Raw genomic sequence first — 15,209 nt, 5'->3', positions numbered from 1 at the left:
GCCAAATGAAAGTTTTGTGGAATTTATAATATTACCATATAAGCTTATTGTTGTGTATCTTCCTATATTTATTTTTCTTATTCTTATATTGATGTATGACTTATATTATTCTTTTATCCTATTATATTAATATTGGTTAGTTTATGAAGTATCGTAAAAAAACTATCAAAAGAATTATATTTTTTCTAGTAACGGTACCGCCAGCAGTGATGATGTGGATAGTAGTTATATCCTTTGTTAGTGATAATTTTTTGTATGAAGCTCCTCAGCTTTCAGAACATACAGTATTAAGTTTATCAGATAATATGTCTAATTTAGCAATAACAGGTAATGCAAATTTTAAAGATAATAGATTTCATTTAGTATTTTGTGATAATCAAAATAAATCAGGTTGTTATTATAATTTTGATTTATTTCAAAATAAAGCTATTTCTTATATTTCATATAGCAATATTTTTTCACATACTGTTAGTTATTCAGTAAAATTTTATTATGATACCATTGATAATTGCACTAAATATTATGAAATATCATATAATCCAAAGTTAAATAAGGCATTGTGTATAGATGGACAAATATCAAGAAGAAACCCCTTTAGTGCAAAGATAATAATGACAAATAAATAAATCTTTTATTAAATTAGTTAGATGAAATGAAATTTTTAATCAGTGACTTTAAATTAGATATAATCTTAACAAGTTTAGATGAAACATTAAATGAATAAATATAAATGATAAACCATACTATATGTATGTAAATAAAACAGGAGAAATATTTGAGAGCAAAATAAGCAATGGCAGAGCATCCTTTTATTATAACCCAGAAGAAACAAACAGTAACCAGAAAGTATTGTTTTCTTTTAATAAGGCAGATTTTGCAAGTAAAAAAGCAGCTAACAGCAAAAGTTTAGATTTTATGCTGATAAATAAGACAGACAGGAAAAATAAAAAAGCAGAAAGAACTTTTACGATAAATAGGGGAGATATACCACAAGATATAATATCTGGAATTGAATTATATAATATAGAAGAAATAGCAGCAAGTAAAGTTAATAGATTAAGTTTAGAGCATAAATTTAAAGCATATAGTAATGTAGAAGATACAAATAAAATAAAATGGGGCTATATGTTATTAAATAACAGGGAATTAAAATCTTTATCAAATATTACAGTTTTAAAACCATCAATTAAGCTTTATGAGAAATTTCATCATCTATCAGAGACTGGAGAGATAATATCAATAATTCCAAATAAAATATTATCCAAAGATGAAGTAAAACAAATAGAGAACAATAATTATGTATTTGTTCCTATCCCATATTTTAATATTAATTATATAGATATTAGAAATTTTAATAATAATATAAATGGTATAAAAATACTTAATGATGCTATAATAGAAAAAATAACACCATTGAATTTTTATTTTATAGTTTATGATTTTGGCAGAGAAGGTTTTTTGGTTAGGTATACATATAAAACAACAGAGAATGCCATTAAGTATCATAGTAAAGGTGAGTTAGTTGGAATTAAAACAGACTTAAAAGTATTTCCTGAGAAATATGGTTTATATGCAGTTAGTCCAGAATCTGGCAATAGTATTGTTAGTCATGTAAGGGGAACCACTAAAAATAGTCAATATGTTTCTGCATAAACATTATCAAACGGTGCAGAGAGATTTAATATAAATGGCAGTAGCAAAAAATTATATATTGATATTAATAAATTAAAACAGTCAGGAGCAACACTTATTTCTACAGAAGAAATTTCAGAAGCTTTTATTGATGCTAATAAAAAGTTAATGAATAAAAATAAAGTTGATATACATGCTGTTATACGAAATAACGACGCAAGACATAAAGCAATAGTTGACCAAGAAGTGCTTGTTAAGGGTGCAGATAAAAAATCTGTCCAATCTATATATACAGATGCCAGTTTATCAAAAGCAAAATTATTGGTAAAACTTGAAAGAGCTTTTTTTCCATTAGCTTGTATATTTACTTCAGTAGAAATAGTAAATGCGGGTATAAATTCTGCAGAAGAAAAATCTATCAGACCTATTGTACAAGAAGTTACGAAACAAGTTGCTGGTTGGGGTGGAGCATATATTGGAATGTGGGCTGGTGGAAAAGTAGGTATCGCTACAGGCTCAGTTATAGGAACTCCAGGTATTGGCACAATTATTGGTGGTCTAATTGGTTCAATAGGTGGTGGTATTTTGGGTTATTATGGTATATCCAATATATTGGAGAATGAAAAAGATGAAGATTAATGTAAAAATTGTATTATTTGAAAAGGTTCAGGCTATGATAGTCGTATTATTTATTGCAGTTATAATAATCAGTTTTTTTCTATTATTTGGAATAAATTATTATAATTTATCTGATTTTATGAAAATTGGTATTTTTCTTTTTATTATTTGTGCTTCAATAATAAGTTTATTATTAATTATTGATATTTTTACAAAAAAAATAGAATTTTATACCATAGAATTGGATAAATTAAAAAATTATGATACTAATAAACAATATGCCACATATCTGTATTCTGATATACAAGATTATCCAGAAGTAGATATTTTTAAAATTGCAGGATTTTCAAGATATAATACAATCACCATAACAGATAAGTTTTTAGATACAGGCATAAATATAGTAAATATAATAAAAACATATATTCCAGAAGCGAATGATAAATTATTATCTAATGTTTTATCATACATAAATACTTATCATAAAAAGCGTGTGAATAAAGATGCAGGCATAAAACGAGGTAAAATGCAGTTAAAGTTTGAAAATCAAGATACAGTCTTGTTTTTAGCAGTATATCAGCTTTATGGTTATGGAGATATAGAAAGAACCTATGAAATGCAGCAAGTATATGAAATAATAACCAATAATAATGAGTTGTTACATGCTGTAAAGAGTTAAAATTATCATCAATATTTTTGTACGAAGTTCCACTGCCATGGGATCCTGATTATGTAGAAATAAAAGATGAAGAAAGTGAAGAATTATATAAACTACAATACCAGACAATAGAAGAATTATTTTGCGAATTAGATAAAGCAGGATATGAAAGATGGAAAGCATATGTATTAAATTTCTTTAATGAATTTGATAAATTAAGCATAGAAAAAGCGAAAGAGTTTTTAAAATTAACGGATTATGAAGTTCCAGAAGAGCTGTATTTTCTTACCATATAATCTCCTTATATGGCTCGTCCAACTTTTTTGGGTAAGTTCAGGCGAAAAATCTAGATTATTTATATTGCAGAAGTGTATGATATATTTAAATTATCTTATTTTATACCTTGCTTATAAATCAAATGCAGTATAAAGTTATTATGAGCTCTTTATATAGATTAGTCTAATTTTTGTAAGTCCAATGAATGCAGTAACAGAAGAAAATATACTATTTTGATGTTATTTTTTGTGTTTCATTTTTTTAATATTTTTTTTAATTTTTTTTTAAAAAAATATATTGACAATATTATTAGTTTAATATATATATAATACTCTCAAACGGGGTGTAGCGCAGGGGTAGCGCGCATGTCTTGGGAACATGATGTCGCAGGTTCAAATCCTGTCACCCCGATTTTTGGCTGCTTAATAAGCAGCCTTTTTTTATCCTTATTAATTTTTTATTTTCAAATTTAATCCAGCTACTCATTTCTGTTTCCTCCCTATTCGGTAGGGAAATGCTTGCGTCGCAAAAACGGGGTCTTGCCTATATTAATGGCAAGCCGTTTTCTATACTAGAAGCGGAGTGTAGTAAAAAAACGCTCCCTTTGGATTTGAAAAATCACGCTCTGCCAAAACAAGTTCATATATAGCTTACTTTCAGACGGCTCGTCCTGATGAATTTACCCAAAAAAGTTGGACGAGCCATATAAGGAGTGTATATGGCAAGAAAATATAGTTATGAGTTTAAGAAATATCTAGTAACAGTCCTAGAAAATGGAATAATGAGTGCCAGTGAATTATCAAGACGCTGTAAAATTCATAAAGGAGTAATATGTAATATCTATAACAGATATAAGCATTCAGGCGAATCAAGTTTACATCATATCTTTACCCGCAATGAATATAGTAGAGCTTTTAAATTAAATGTGTTAACTTATAAGGCATCAAATAATTTAAGTTATGAGCAGACAGCAATACATTTTAATATACCATCAGCATCAGTAATATATGATTGGCATAATTTCTGCTGTAATTATAATGGAGATAATATGTCATATAAGAGCCCGAATAATAAACATCTTCACTTTGTAAAAGATATTAATAATTAAACAGAAGTGTGTGAAGAATACAAATCAATGAAAGCAAGAATAGCAGAGCTTGAAAAAGAGCTGTATTACAGTTTGGATATCCTGTTGTCTGTGAGTAATATGAAAAGAAGCACTTACTATTATAATGTTAAAAAGCCTGCTGCATTAGATAAATATGCAGAAGTCAAGGCATCCATATTAGAAATATATGAAAAATCTAACAAGACTTATGGTTATCCAAGAATATCAAAGGTATTAGAGAAACTGGGTTATACTTATGACAGGAAGACAGTGTATAAATTGATGAAAGAACTAAAAATTTCATCACTAATCAGGGTTAAGAAAAGGTATAAACAAGGCAGAGTAAGTCATATATGCAGCAATAAATTAAACAGAGCCTTTACAAGTGAGAGACCATGTTTAAAATGGGTAACAGATGTGGCAGAGATAAAAATTAATAATGAAAAGGTGTATTTATCAGCAATAATGGATTTGTATAACAGAGAAATAACAGCATACAGTGTAAGCAAATATAATAATGAAGAAATGGTAATAGATAATTTAAAACAGGCAATAGATAAAACAAAAGATACAACAGATTTAATGATACATTCAGACCAGGGTATATTATATCAGACTAATCAATTTAGAAAGTTATTAAAGGAAAATAATATAGAGCAGAGTATGTCAAGGCGTGGCAACTGCTATGATAATGCTGTTATGGAAAGTTTCTTTGCTACTTTAAAATGTGAATTGGTTTACATTAACAAGTTCAAAAATATAGAACAGTTTAAATATGAACTTGAAAAATATATTGATTTCTATAATAATTACAGAATCAAAGCAAATGGACTTACTCCATTACAGGAAAAAGATAGTTATTTAGTGGCTTAGTTCAAAATTTTCGGGTAAGTTCAAAGCAAAACAGATAATTTAAATATATCATACACTATTGCAATATATAATTTAGATTTTTTTGTTTGTTAAATCATACTTAAAATAACTGCAATAAAAATTTTTGAATAATTTCCCTTTATATTTCTATTTTATTTTAAATACTTTAACTTATTTATAATAATAAATATTTTATTTATTGAAAAAGCTGTATATATTTTTTTAAAACTTTTGTATAAATGTGCTGTCTATCAAGCATAAAGCAGTATAAAAAATAAGTCAAAATCTTTAATATAAGGAGATGTTTATGAAAAAAATAATGTTATTAGCTTTAGTTTTAACTTTTGCATTTAGTATGTCAGTTTATGCACAAATGGGTATGGGCAGAGCAGGTGTTCATCATAATACAAAGGTTGTAAATGTGGAAGAAGCTAAAGCATTAGTATTACAGCAGACCTCTAATATTAAAGGTGTAAAAGTTGTTTCTGCATCAGAGGGGCATTATCACAAGGGAACAATGTATATTATTAATGTTTCTGATGAAAATGGCAAAACTTATGAATACCATGTAAACCCATGGGGTGAAGTTATACTTTTTAAATAAATATAAGCTGGCAGATAGTATTAACCATTTTATCCCTTAAATACTAATATTTATCTGTCAGTTTATTTTATGTTTATTAAAATATTTTGAAATAAAAAATTAAAAAGCGAATTTATTTTAAACTGATTTATCTAATAATTTAACAGCAGCTGTAAAAATGTTATGGATATATAAAAAATTGAATATAAAATGAGGTGAATACCGTGAAAAAATTAATTTTAACAACTTTTATTGTTTTAGCATTAGGCTCATTTGCTTATGCACAAATGGGTATGGGTGGATGCTGGTCTAACGGCACTCAAGTTACATCATCGGCTCAAGCTGAAAATATGGTAAAAAGTATGATAGGAAATAATGGCTGGAATGTAACAGGCTCTAAGGAGCTGAAGCTTCGCAAAGGCACTGGCTATAAAGTAGAAGTAAAAAATACAGCAGGCAGCACAGAATATTATGTAGTAACACCTTTTGGTTTGGTGCAAGGTCCTGTTACTTCTGAAACAGCAGATAATTTCTGCAACACTGGATGCGGTTATGGTATGAATTACGGCATGGGTCATGGTCCAATGGGACATGGCTATGGTAAATATCATGGTATGGGTCATGGTCAGATGAATAATAATCAGGCAGCAGTTACAACTATATCTCAAGCAGAAGAACTTGTAAAACAGGCTATTGCTAATTTAAAAGGCTATACTATTACATCTACAGATGAAATACAGGTTCATAGAGGCAATGCATATAAAGTAAATGTTAAAGACAGTGCAGGTAATCAGTTATACTATTTTGTAAACCCTTTTGGGTATGTAAGAGGTCCTTTAACTGATGCAGCACAATATAATAATTAGAAAACTTTTATATTTGTCTGCCTGCTTTTTTATTAGAGAGTGGTGTATAAGCAGGTAATTTTTTGGGAGGTGTGTTTTGAAAAGGATAGTATTATCATTACTTTTTATTTTTGTTATTGCAGGCTTTGTTTTTGCTCAAAATAATATTGGAGTAAAAAATGGTAATGGTAATAATAGTGCATATTATAACTGCCCATATCCAGACTGTCCATTATGCACAAGCAGTGTTTATGGACCAAAAACAGGCAAAAAAGGTATGGCTGTGGGTGAGCCAGTGATTATTACTGCTGAACAGGCAAAAAATGCTGTTGAAAAATATATACAGAACTTAAAAGGCTACTATATAGAATCAGTAGAAACTTTTAATAAAGCTGGCAGAGGTATGCAGGCTTTTAGAGTTTATGTTAAAGACAGCGGAGGCAATTCATTATTCTTCCATGTAGACCCATGGGGCAGAGTAGGCGGTCCTGTTGCATATACAAGAACAAAATAGTAAATTTTTTAACTTATCAATTATATTATAAAGGCAGATGGTTTTATCTGCCTTTTCATTTCATTTATTCTTTTTTATAAAACTGTTTGCAATTATGTTTGCAAACTACTATAATACTTTTCAAAATAATGAGAGGAGCTATGTTTCCATTAAAAACAAATATTCCAGTAACAAGATTTGCTTATGGTGTATGGCTTATAATATTAATAAATATAGTTATTTATATATATTTTCGTATTAATTTTCACGGGCTGCTTTTTGCAGACCACGGTTTTTTGCCTTTAAAGCTTTCCATGCCTTCAGAGATAGTGAGTATCAGTGAAAAAATGTCATCTTTTTTTACATATATGTTTTTACACAGCAGTTTTTTACACACTGCTGTAAATATGTATTTTTTATATATTTTTGGTAAAAATGTGGAAGAATATCTTGGCTCTGTAAAATTTGTATGCCTGTATATTGTGCTTGGTGTTATGGCTGCAATTACTGAAGCATTTATGATGCCTTCTCTTGAATATCCTATAATAGGGTCAAGTGGTGCAGTTGCAGGTATTATGGGTTTGTTTATTATATTTTTCCCGTTTTCAAAAATAAATGTAAGATTATGAGACATATGTTACAAAAATAAGTATAAAAAAATACCTCTTAGTATATAGTATAAAATTAAGCAAAAAACTAAACTAAACTAAGAGGTATCACAATGAATAAAGTGATAATAACAGAAGAAATGCGATTTCGTCAACGGTTATGTGAGTATGCATTAAAAAAAGGAGCAACGAAAGCAGCCCGCAAATATCAAGTGAACCGTATGTTTGTATACAGGCATTTAAAGAAATATGATGGAACAGTTCAGAGTTTATCTTTTAAAAGTCGTAGACCAAGAAACAGTCCAAATAAGCATAGTAAAGAAGAGCTTGATTTAATATTTAACACATATGCCGAGCATGGTTTGTATGGTAATGCGGAGGTATATGTCAGACTTCTAGAAATTGGTTATAATCGTAGTTTTGGCAGTATGTGTATGCAGATAAGGAAGAAAGGCTTAAAGTCATTAAACAAGTCAAAAAAGAGCTATACAAGATATGAACCAATAACAGGTCAGTATATAGGCGACAAGGTTCAGATAGATATAAAATATGTTCCACAGGAATGTATAATGTTTTCCAGCTATGGTAAAAAATATTATCAGATAACAGCGATAGATGAATACAGCAGAATGAGAGTATTAGAAATAGTAGAAGAAAAAAGCACATTTGAAACAGGTAAGTTTTTAGACGAACTGGAAAGTAAATTTGGCTTTCCACTAAAAACAATTCAAGTGGATAATGGCTATGAGTTTGTAAATGATAAGGAAGTTACAAACAAGAAAAGCTATTTTGAAGAGACAGCTGAAAAGAAAGGATATACTATTAAACGAATAAGACCTTATTCACCTTGGCAGAATGGAAAGGTGGAAAGAAGTCATAGAGAGGATGGAAAAATTTTATATGCAAATAATAAATTCTATTCCAAAGATGAATTAATTAAGGCTCTTAAAAAGCATGAAGATAGATATAATAATACTGCTAAAACATGCTTAAATTTTAAATCTCCATATGAGATTGTTATTGAAAATAAATTATTGCTTGATTTATATTAAGTTAAGATTTATTTTTTACTAAAAGTGTAACATTTGTCCTGTTAGTTAAGAATATTTTTCCCGTTTTCAAAAATAAAAACATTTATATTTTTATTAATATATGCAATAATAAGAAATATACCTGCAGTTATTATTATTTTACTGTTTTTAATATTTCAGCTTTTATTATGGTATAGTGAGCAGTTTTTTAATTTAAATAAATACCTTCATTCTTTTCAGGAATATATTGGTATTAAAAACAGGTTTATAAGTATATCAAATGTTGCATACTGGATGCATTTTGGCGGCTTTTTATCTGGTGTAATAATTGGTATTTTTATTAAACTGGCAGAAGTAATTAAAGGAAAATCAAATAATAGATAAAGGGAGTGATTATGTGCTTAGGGTTTCCGGGATTAATTGAAAAATTAGATGTGCATGTGGCAACTGTTGATGTTGCTGGCACTAAAAGGGAGATTTCCACTATCTTTTTAGGTGATGATGTAAAAGCAGGTGACTGGGTTGTTGTTCATGCAGGGTTTGCTATTTCTAAAATAGACGAAAAAGAAGCAAAAGAAACATTAGAATTTTTACTGGACTATACAGATGAATCCAAACATTCCTTTTAGAGATAAAGAAACTGCTTTAAAAGTAAGTCAGTCTATAAAAAAGGAAGCAGATACTCATAAAACATATAAAATAATGGAAGTATGCGGCACTCATACTATGGCTATTGCCCGCTCTGGGCTTAAAAGTATGCTGCCTGAAAATGTGGAACTGATTTCAGGTCCGGGGTGTCCTGTATGTGTTACAAGTCAGGGAGAGATTGATTTATTTTTTGAGCTGCTTGATTGTGGTGTATCTGTTGCAAGTTTTGGTGATTTGCTCCGTATTCCCGGAAGCAATGGAGAAACTCTTATTGATAAAAGAGCCCGTGGAGCAGATGTAAATGTGGTATATTCTCCACTTGATACTTTAAAGCTGGCAGAAGATAACCCTGATAAACATTATACATTTTTAGGGATTGGTTTTGAAACAACAGCACCAACTATTGCTGCTTTAATTATGGAAGCAAAAGAAAAAGGTTTAAAAAATTTATCTGTTTTATCTTTCTGTAAAACAATGCCTGCAGCTTTTGACTTAATATTAAGCGATAAAGATATGTATTTAGATGGGTTTTTGTGTCCCGGTCATGTCACAGCAGTAACAGGTGTGCAGTTATATGAGCCTTTAATAAAAGCAGGCAAAGCAGCTGTTGTGGCTGGGTTTGAGCCTGTTGAAATGCTTGATGCAGTGTATGAAATAGTAAAACAGGCAAATAATAAAAACTTTCATATAGTAAATAAATACAGGCGTGTTGTGCCAGATATTGGCAATGCAAATGCAAGGGAAATACTTGCAAAAGTATTTTATGAAAGTGATGCTTTCTGGCGTGGACTTGGCGAGCTTAAAAAAAGCGGACTTGCAATAAGGCAGGAATATATTGAATATGATGCCTTAAAACGCTTTGATTTAAAGCCTAAAAATATTACAGAGATAAAAGGCTGTAAATGCGGGCAGGTTTTAACTGGCAAAATCAAGCCGCAGGACTGTCCTCTTTTTGCAAAACGATGCACTCCAGAAGACCCTGTTGGTCCATGTATGGTTTCTGGTGAAGGAACATGTGCAGCTTATTACAAATTTTTAAGATAGGTGTATTATGGATGATAAAATAGTAACACTTTCCATTGGCGGTGGTGGCAGGCAGACCGCTAATTTTATAAAAGATATTATATTGAAATATTTTGATAATGATATATTAAATAATCTAGGTGATTCTTCTCATATAGAAACAAGCACTAATTCTGCTTTTACAACAGACTCTTTTGTTATCCGTCCAGAGTTTTTTAGTGGTGGAGATATTGGCAAGCTTTCTATATGCGGCACTGTTAATGATTTAGCTGTCAGCGGTGCAGAGCCTTTATATATTTCCTTTGCTCTTGTTGTTGTAGAGGGATACAGCTATGAAAAATTAGAAAAAATAGTGCAGAGTGCAGCACATGAAGCAAAAAAAGCTGGTGTAAAAGTAGTCTGCGGCGATACAAAGGTGGTAGAGCGTGGCGGTATAGATGGTGTCATCATTAATACATGCGGGCTGGGGAAAGTTATTAAAAACTTAAATGACTTTTCTGCTGTAAAAGCAGGTGATAAAGTTATTGTAACATCAGATATTGCCCGTCATGGTATGGCAGTAATGCTTGAAAGAGGTCAGTTTGGGTTTGCAGGAAATATTGAAAGCGACTGTGCCTGTTTAAATAATATGATGAAAGCTGTTTATCCTTACAATATTAAATTTGGAAGAGATGCTACAAGGGGCGGTTTAGCTGCTGTTTTAAATGAAATAGCAGAACAAAGTGGAAAAGGTTTTTTAATAGATGAAGAAAAAATACCATTAAGGCAGGATGTGGCAGAATTATGTGATACATTAGGGTTTGACCCATTAAGTGTTGCAAATGAGGGTGCTGCTGTTATAATATGCGGTGCTGATGACTGCGAGAAAGTGCTTGCTGTTTTAAAGTCCGTTAAAGAAGGGGAAAGAGCTGCAGTGATAGGGGAAGTTACTGGTGATAACAAAGTTATATTAAAAACGATTTCAGGTGGCAAACGCCACATAGATTTGCCACCGGGTGAACTTTTACCTAGAATTTGTTAAGGCAGTTAAAAATATTATGAATATTATTATTGATTTTGAAAAGGGTGCAGGCTTAGTGCCTGTTATTGTGCAGGATGCAGATACAAAAGAAGTGCTTATGCAGGCTTATGCAGATAAGGAAGCATTAGAGCTTACATTAAAAGAAGGATATGCTTATTACTATTCAAGAAGCAGAAAATCTTTATGGAAAAAAGGGGAAACTTCTGGGCATTTGCAGAAAATAGTAAAAGTAATGGTAGACTGTGATGAAGATTGCCTTTTATATATAGTTCATCAAACAGGAGCAGCATGCCATACTGGTGAAAAAAGCTGTTTTTTCAGGGAGCTTATAAAATAGATTAAATATATGGAGAGTATACTTTAAATGTCTGATAAATACCATATAGGGCTTGATATTGGTGCAAATACAATTAAAGCAGTATCATTAAGTCCCACAAAAACAGGATTTGTTGTTGATAGATTCCGTAATAATACTTTTGAAGGTGTTGTTACAGAAAATGGTATAATTAATGATTATGGTGAGCTTGTAAACAGAATATTAGAAACAATAGATGCTTCTTTTCCTGTTAGAACAGTAGCTGTTGCCTTAAAAGGTCCATCAGTGCTTGTGCGTAAAATGCTTGTAAATAATGACAGTTTAGGTGATTTAAAAGAATTTCGCTGGATAGCAGACCAGTATGCCTGTGTTGAGCCTGAAGAAATGTGTATGGATTTTGAAACTCTGCCGTCTCAGGACTTATATAACCATACAAGTATAGTTATGACTGCTGCGAAAAAAGATATTATAACAGATTTTGTCTCTGTAATAGAATCAGCAAAATTACAGACTTATGCTATAGAATCAGAAGCTATGTCAATAGTCCGTCTTTTTAGAGCTCTTAAAAAAACAAATAATTCAGAAATACAGCTTATTTTACATGTGGGTTATATAGGCTCATTTGTTATACTTATGAAAAATGGTTTTTTTGATTACTGCAGGGAAGTAAGCCGTGGTGGTAAATATTTTACAGACCTTATTAAGCATGATTTAGATGTAGATAATGCAACAGCTGAAAAAATTAAAATAAATCCAGAAGAATATTCTGAGCCTGAAAAAGTCCGCACTACATTAGATAGAATTTTTTCTATAGAATATATTCAGGAAATTGATTATGTATTAAAGTTTTATCTTTTACGGGGCGGCTCTCTGCCTAATCATATATATCTTTCAGGTGGTGCATGCCAGACTTTTGGGCTTGAAAAATCTCTGCGTGAAAAATATGGTGTGCCTGTTGAATACCTTAACCCTTGGGAATTTATTGTGCTTCCAGAAAATACAGGCAAAGTGCAGCAGAAAGATAAATACAGCTATTCTGTAGTATTAGGGCTTGCTCTGCATGGGCTGGTGTATTAATTATATGAAGTTTGTTTTATATTTCTGCATAGCATTCATGATGTCATCTTGTGCAGTAAAGCAGGAAAGTGGGTGTATTTCATCATCACTTTTAGTAAGTAAAAATAATGATAATATTAATCTTTCTATGCAGGATAACGGCTGTAAATATACTATAAAAAAAATGCCTGAAAATATTTGGAAAATAGAAGTTGAAAATGGTTCATTTGCTGCATTTACTCCGCTTGTAGAAAAGAAAGCAAAAAAAAATCTGCCAGTAATTAAGAAAAATGATAAAGAAATTTTTTTATTTTTTGCATCAAAGGGCAGCCTTACTCAAAATAAAAATGGCAGTTCTTTTACATATAAGCAGAATGTTTCATTAAATATACCTGAAAAAAAAGCAGAATATATTGAAGAAACAGTGTGCAGTAATGATAAAACAGTTATAAAAAGCAATGGAGCAGTTGTTTTTTATAACGGAGTTTTATATAACGGCAGGAAATATATAGATATTTATAATATTTCTTTAAAGCAAAATTATATTCACAGTAATAAATGTTTTTCAGTTTCAGCACCTGTTTCTCTGAGCTTTCCTAAAAGAGTGCGTTATTTTTTAAATTATAAAAACCATAATTTATACAGCAATGGCAAAAATATTATTATTTCTAATGACAATAATGATAGTCAAATGTATTTAACAGATATTAATGAAGAAAAAACATTAAAAACACGAAAAATTAAGCTGGAATTTTCAGAAAATATAGATATAACAGCATCAAATATAACACCATATTATACAACTATTATTTTAAAGGGCAGGTATGAACCTTTGCAGAACATACCATACAGTAAATTCTTAAAAGGCTCAGTTTTTAAACAGGTTATAATTACTTCTAAATCAGAAGTTACAGAAATAAGGCTTTATGCAGGCACAATGGTAAAAGAACAGTTTATATCTATTGATAAAGTGGATAATAATATAATAATATATGCAGGCAGATAAAATCTACTGGGGAATAATATGAAATTTTTTATAGTAGCAGGAGAAGCATCAGGTGATGTTCATGGTGCAAATTTAGCAAGGGAGCTTTTAAAAATATATCCAAATGCAGAATTTTCAGGCACTGGCGGTATAAATTTAAAATCATTAGGACAAAAACAATATTTTACTGATTCAGATATGGCAATTATTGGGTTTGTTGAAGTGTTTAAAAAACTTCCTTTTATTTTTAATATGTTTTCTACTCTTGAAAATGCTGTTGCAGAAGAAAAACCTGATGCTGTTATATTAATAGATTATCCGGGGTTTAATCTGCGGTTTGCAAAAAAATTGAAAAAATATAATATACCAGTAATATATTTCATAGCACCTCAATTCTGGATATGGCATTACAGCAGAATATTCACATTAAAAGAATACTGCAATTTAACTATTTCAATATTACCTTTTGAAATGGAATATTTTAAAAAAGAAAATGTTAATGCTGTATATGTAGGTAACCCTGTAATAGATAATTTTAAATTTAATTTTTCAAATAAAAATGAATTTTTGAAAACATTATCTTTTTCAGGCAATAGGAAGATTGTTGGTATACTTCCCGGCAGTAGAAAAAGAGAAATATCTTCACTTATGTCTGCTTTTATTGATGCAGCTTTGGAGTATGATGATATAGATTTTGTAATAAGCAAAGCAGATAATATAAGCGATGAATTAATAAAACAGTTTGTTCCTGAAAAGAATAATATTAAAATACTTCCAAAAGCTCAGTATGATATAATGAAATACAGTGATTTTATATGGGCATGTTCTGGAACTGTAACTCTTGAAACTGCTATAATGAAAAAACCTATGATTATTGTATACAGTGCTTCTAAAATAAATGTGTTTTTAGCAAAGAAACTTTCAAACTTAAGAACTATTGGACTGCCAAATATAATAGCTGGATATGAGCTTTTGCCTGAAGTCCACTGTGTAGGTGAAGGCAGTGCAAAAAAAGAGCTTGTTATTGAAGCATATAATAAAGCATTATCAAATATAGATGCAATAAATGAAGAACTTGCAAAAATATCAGCTGTTTTTGAAGGTAAAACACCATCAAAAACAGCAGCAGAAAAAATTGCAGAAATATTGCAAAAATAAATGTTATGATAGAGTATGTGATAAATATAAGCAGTCAGGCAAAACAGGTTAATGATACTTTTATCTGTGATGAATACAGCAATAAAAGTTAAAGTAAATTAGGTCATATACAGCCTCTTCCTTGTTATACTGAGATTGATAAAGAGAAGTATATTAATTTACCTTTTATTAAAAAATACATCCTTGTATTTTTTAAACCACATTCTGCTGAAACAAGTTCATCTACAGCTACTAAAACTCGTCCTGAGCCTGCTACTATGTTATACTGAGCCTTAAA

The 15,209-nt window shown here is 30.2% G+C and carries 19 protein-coding genes and 1 tRNA gene; all 20 read left to right on the top strand.

The genetic code is table 11. The annotated features are described in order from the left end of the window. The first annotated feature begins 143 nt into the window (after positions 1–143). Positions 144–626 (top strand): hypothetical protein, encoded by a 483-nt coding sequence (locus N508_RS02975; protein ID WP_023274913.1) that lies wholly within the window; start codon positions 144–146, stop codon positions 624–626. A 121-nt stretch (positions 627–747) separates the two neighbouring features. Next, positions 748–1,653: a hypothetical protein gene (locus tag N508_RS02970; RefSeq protein WP_023274912.1), complete on the top strand. Its 906-nt coding sequence runs from the start codon at positions 748–750 to the stop codon at positions 1,651–1,653. 147 nt (positions 1,654–1,800) lie between these two features. Further along, a complete protein-coding gene (locus N508_RS02965) occupies positions 1,801–2,271 on the top strand; it encodes a hypothetical protein (protein WP_023274911.1) in 471 nt (156 codons plus the stop codon). Next, positions 2,261–2,929, top strand: coding sequence for a hypothetical protein (locus N508_RS02960; RefSeq protein ID WP_023274910.1), 669 nt, complete (start codon positions 2,261–2,263; stop codon positions 2,927–2,929). The genes N508_RS02965 and N508_RS02960 overlap by 11 nt, the downstream gene beginning before the upstream one ends. A 17-nt stretch (positions 2,930–2,946) precedes the next feature. Continuing rightward, a complete protein-coding gene (locus N508_RS02955; protein WP_023274909.1) occupies positions 2,947–3,204 on the top strand; it encodes a hypothetical protein in 258 nt (85 codons plus the stop codon). Between the two features lie 319 nt (positions 3,205–3,523). After that, positions 3,524–3,595, top strand: a tRNA-Pro gene (locus N508_RS02950). A gap of 307 nt (positions 3,596–3,902) precedes the next feature. Then, positions 3,903–4,292 carry a transposase gene (locus N508_RS02945; protein ID WP_023274908.1) on the top strand — a complete coding sequence of 130 codons (390 nt, stop codon included), beginning with the start codon at positions 3,903–3,905 and terminating at the stop codon, positions 4,290–4,292. A 27-nt stretch (positions 4,293–4,319) separates the two neighbouring features. After that, a complete protein-coding gene (locus N508_RS02940; RefSeq protein ID WP_023274907.1) occupies positions 4,320–5,165 on the top strand; it encodes an IS3 family transposase in 846 nt (281 codons plus the stop codon). 307 nt (positions 5,166–5,472) lie between these two features. Further along, complete coding sequence (locus tag N508_RS02935) at positions 5,473–5,769, top strand: hypothetical protein (protein WP_023274906.1); 297 nt, start codon at positions 5,473–5,475, stop codon at positions 5,767–5,769. A gap of 203 nt (positions 5,770–5,972) precedes the next feature. Beyond that, positions 5,973–6,614 carry a hypothetical protein gene (locus N508_RS02930; RefSeq protein ID WP_023274905.1) on the top strand — a complete coding sequence of 214 codons (642 nt, stop codon included), beginning with the start codon at positions 5,973–5,975 and terminating at the stop codon, positions 6,612–6,614. Between the two features lie 76 nt (positions 6,615–6,690). Further along, a complete protein-coding gene (locus N508_RS02925; protein WP_023274904.1) occupies positions 6,691–7,107 on the top strand; it encodes a hypothetical protein in 417 nt (138 codons plus the stop codon). 140 nt (positions 7,108–7,247) lie between these two features. Beyond that, positions 7,248–7,715 (top strand): rhomboid family intramembrane serine protease, encoded by a 468-nt coding sequence (locus tag N508_RS02920; RefSeq protein ID WP_023274903.1) that lies wholly within the window; start codon positions 7,248–7,250, stop codon positions 7,713–7,715. 92 nt (positions 7,716–7,807) lie between these two features. Next, on the top strand, positions 7,808–8,746 hold the full coding sequence (locus N508_RS02915) for a DDE-type integrase/transposase/recombinase (RefSeq protein ID WP_023274864.1): 939 nt from the start codon (positions 7,808–7,810) through the stop codon (positions 8,744–8,746). Positions 8,747–9,120: 374 nt separating this feature from the next. Next, the gene (locus tag N508_RS02910) at positions 9,121–9,354 is read left to right on the top strand and encodes a HypC/HybG/HupF family hydrogenase formation chaperone (protein ID WP_023274902.1); all 234 of its coding nucleotides are present in this window, start codon (positions 9,121–9,123) and stop codon (positions 9,352–9,354) included. Continuing rightward, positions 9,332–10,417, top strand: a complete 1,086-nt coding sequence (hypD, locus tag N508_RS02905; RefSeq protein ID WP_023274901.1) for a hydrogenase formation protein HypD — start codon at positions 9,332–9,334, stop codon at positions 10,415–10,417. The genes N508_RS02910 and hypD overlap by 23 nt, the downstream gene beginning before the upstream one ends. Before the next feature lie 7 nt (positions 10,418–10,424). Then, a complete protein-coding gene (gene hypE / locus N508_RS02900) occupies positions 10,425–11,417 on the top strand; it encodes a hydrogenase expression/formation protein HypE (RefSeq protein ID WP_023274900.1) in 993 nt (330 codons plus the stop codon). A 16-nt stretch (positions 11,418–11,433) separates the two neighbouring features. Further along, a complete protein-coding gene (gene hisI, locus N508_RS02895) occupies positions 11,434–11,754 on the top strand; it encodes a phosphoribosyl-AMP cyclohydrolase (protein WP_023274899.1) in 321 nt (106 codons plus the stop codon). Between the two features lie 27 nt (positions 11,755–11,781). After that, on the top strand, positions 11,782–12,810 hold the full coding sequence (gene pilM, locus N508_RS02890; protein ID WP_023274898.1) for a pilus assembly protein PilM: 1,029 nt from the start codon (positions 11,782–11,784) through the stop codon (positions 12,808–12,810). A 4-nt stretch (positions 12,811–12,814) separates the two neighbouring features. Further along, the gene (locus tag N508_RS02885; RefSeq protein ID WP_040636491.1) at positions 12,815–13,795 is read left to right on the top strand and encodes a hypothetical protein; all 981 of its coding nucleotides are present in this window, start codon (positions 12,815–12,817) and stop codon (positions 13,793–13,795) included. A gap of 18 nt (positions 13,796–13,813) precedes the next feature. Beyond that, complete coding sequence (gene lpxB / locus N508_RS02880; protein ID WP_023274896.1) at positions 13,814–14,932, top strand: lipid-A-disaccharide synthase; 1,119 nt, start codon at positions 13,814–13,816, stop codon at positions 14,930–14,932. Positions 14,933–15,209 lie beyond the last annotated feature (277 nt).

The sequence above is a fragment of the Mucispirillum schaedleri ASF457 genome, from assembly GCF_000487995.2.
GTDB classification, from domain to species: domain Bacteria; phylum Chrysiogenota; class Deferribacteres; order Deferribacterales; family Mucispirillaceae; genus Mucispirillum; species Mucispirillum schaedleri.
The sequence above is the reverse complement of the archived record's forward strand: the minus strand, read 5'-3'. Positions and strand labels throughout refer to the sequence as shown.

What these genes read in the sequence shown, in the direction of transcription:
- N508_RS02975 (WP_023274913.1), top strand. Translation starts at nt 144, where the DNA reads ATGAAGTATCGTAAAAAAACTATCAAAAGAATTATATTTTTTCTAGTA.
- N508_RS02970 (WP_023274912.1), top strand. Translation starts at nt 748, where the DNA reads ATGTATGTAAATAAAACAGGAGAAATATTTGAGAGCAAAATAAGCAAT.
- N508_RS02965 (WP_023274911.1), top strand. Translation starts at nt 1,801, where the DNA reads ATGAATAAAAATAAAGTTGATATACATGCTGTTATACGAAATAACGAC.
- N508_RS02960 (WP_023274910.1), top strand. Translation starts at nt 2,261, where the DNA reads ATGAAGATTAATGTAAAAATTGTATTATTTGAAAAGGTTCAGGCTATG.
- N508_RS02945 (WP_023274908.1), top strand. Translation starts at nt 3,903, where the DNA reads ATGGCAAGAAAATATAGTTATGAGTTTAAGAAATATCTAGTAACAGTC.
- N508_RS02940 (WP_023274907.1), top strand. Translation starts at nt 4,320, where the DNA reads ATGAAAGCAAGAATAGCAGAGCTTGAAAAAGAGCTGTATTACAGTTTG.
- N508_RS02935 (WP_023274906.1), top strand. Translation starts at nt 5,473, where the DNA reads ATGAAAAAAATAATGTTATTAGCTTTAGTTTTAACTTTTGCATTTAGT.
- N508_RS02920 (WP_023274903.1), top strand. Translation starts at nt 7,248, where the DNA reads ATGTTTCCATTAAAAACAAATATTCCAGTAACAAGATTTGCTTATGGT.
- N508_RS02915 (WP_023274864.1), top strand. Translation starts at nt 7,808, where the DNA reads ATGAATAAAGTGATAATAACAGAAGAAATGCGATTTCGTCAACGGTTA.
- N508_RS02910 (WP_023274902.1), top strand. Translation starts at nt 9,121, where the DNA reads ATGTGCTTAGGGTTTCCGGGATTAATTGAAAAATTAGATGTGCATGTG.
- hypD (WP_023274901.1), top strand. Translation starts at nt 9,332, where the DNA reads ATGAATCCAAACATTCCTTTTAGAGATAAAGAAACTGCTTTAAAAGTA.
- hypE (WP_023274900.1), top strand. Translation starts at nt 10,425, where the DNA reads ATGGATGATAAAATAGTAACACTTTCCATTGGCGGTGGTGGCAGGCAG.
- hisI (WP_023274899.1), top strand. Translation starts at nt 11,434, where the DNA reads ATGAATATTATTATTGATTTTGAAAAGGGTGCAGGCTTAGTGCCTGTT.
- pilM (WP_023274898.1), top strand. Translation starts at nt 11,782, where the DNA reads ATGTCTGATAAATACCATATAGGGCTTGATATTGGTGCAAATACAATT.
- N508_RS02885 (WP_040636491.1), top strand. Translation starts at nt 12,815, where the DNA reads ATGAAGTTTGTTTTATATTTCTGCATAGCATTCATGATGTCATCTTGT.
- lpxB (WP_023274896.1), top strand. Translation starts at nt 13,814, where the DNA reads ATGAAATTTTTTATAGTAGCAGGAGAAGCATCAGGTGATGTTCATGGT.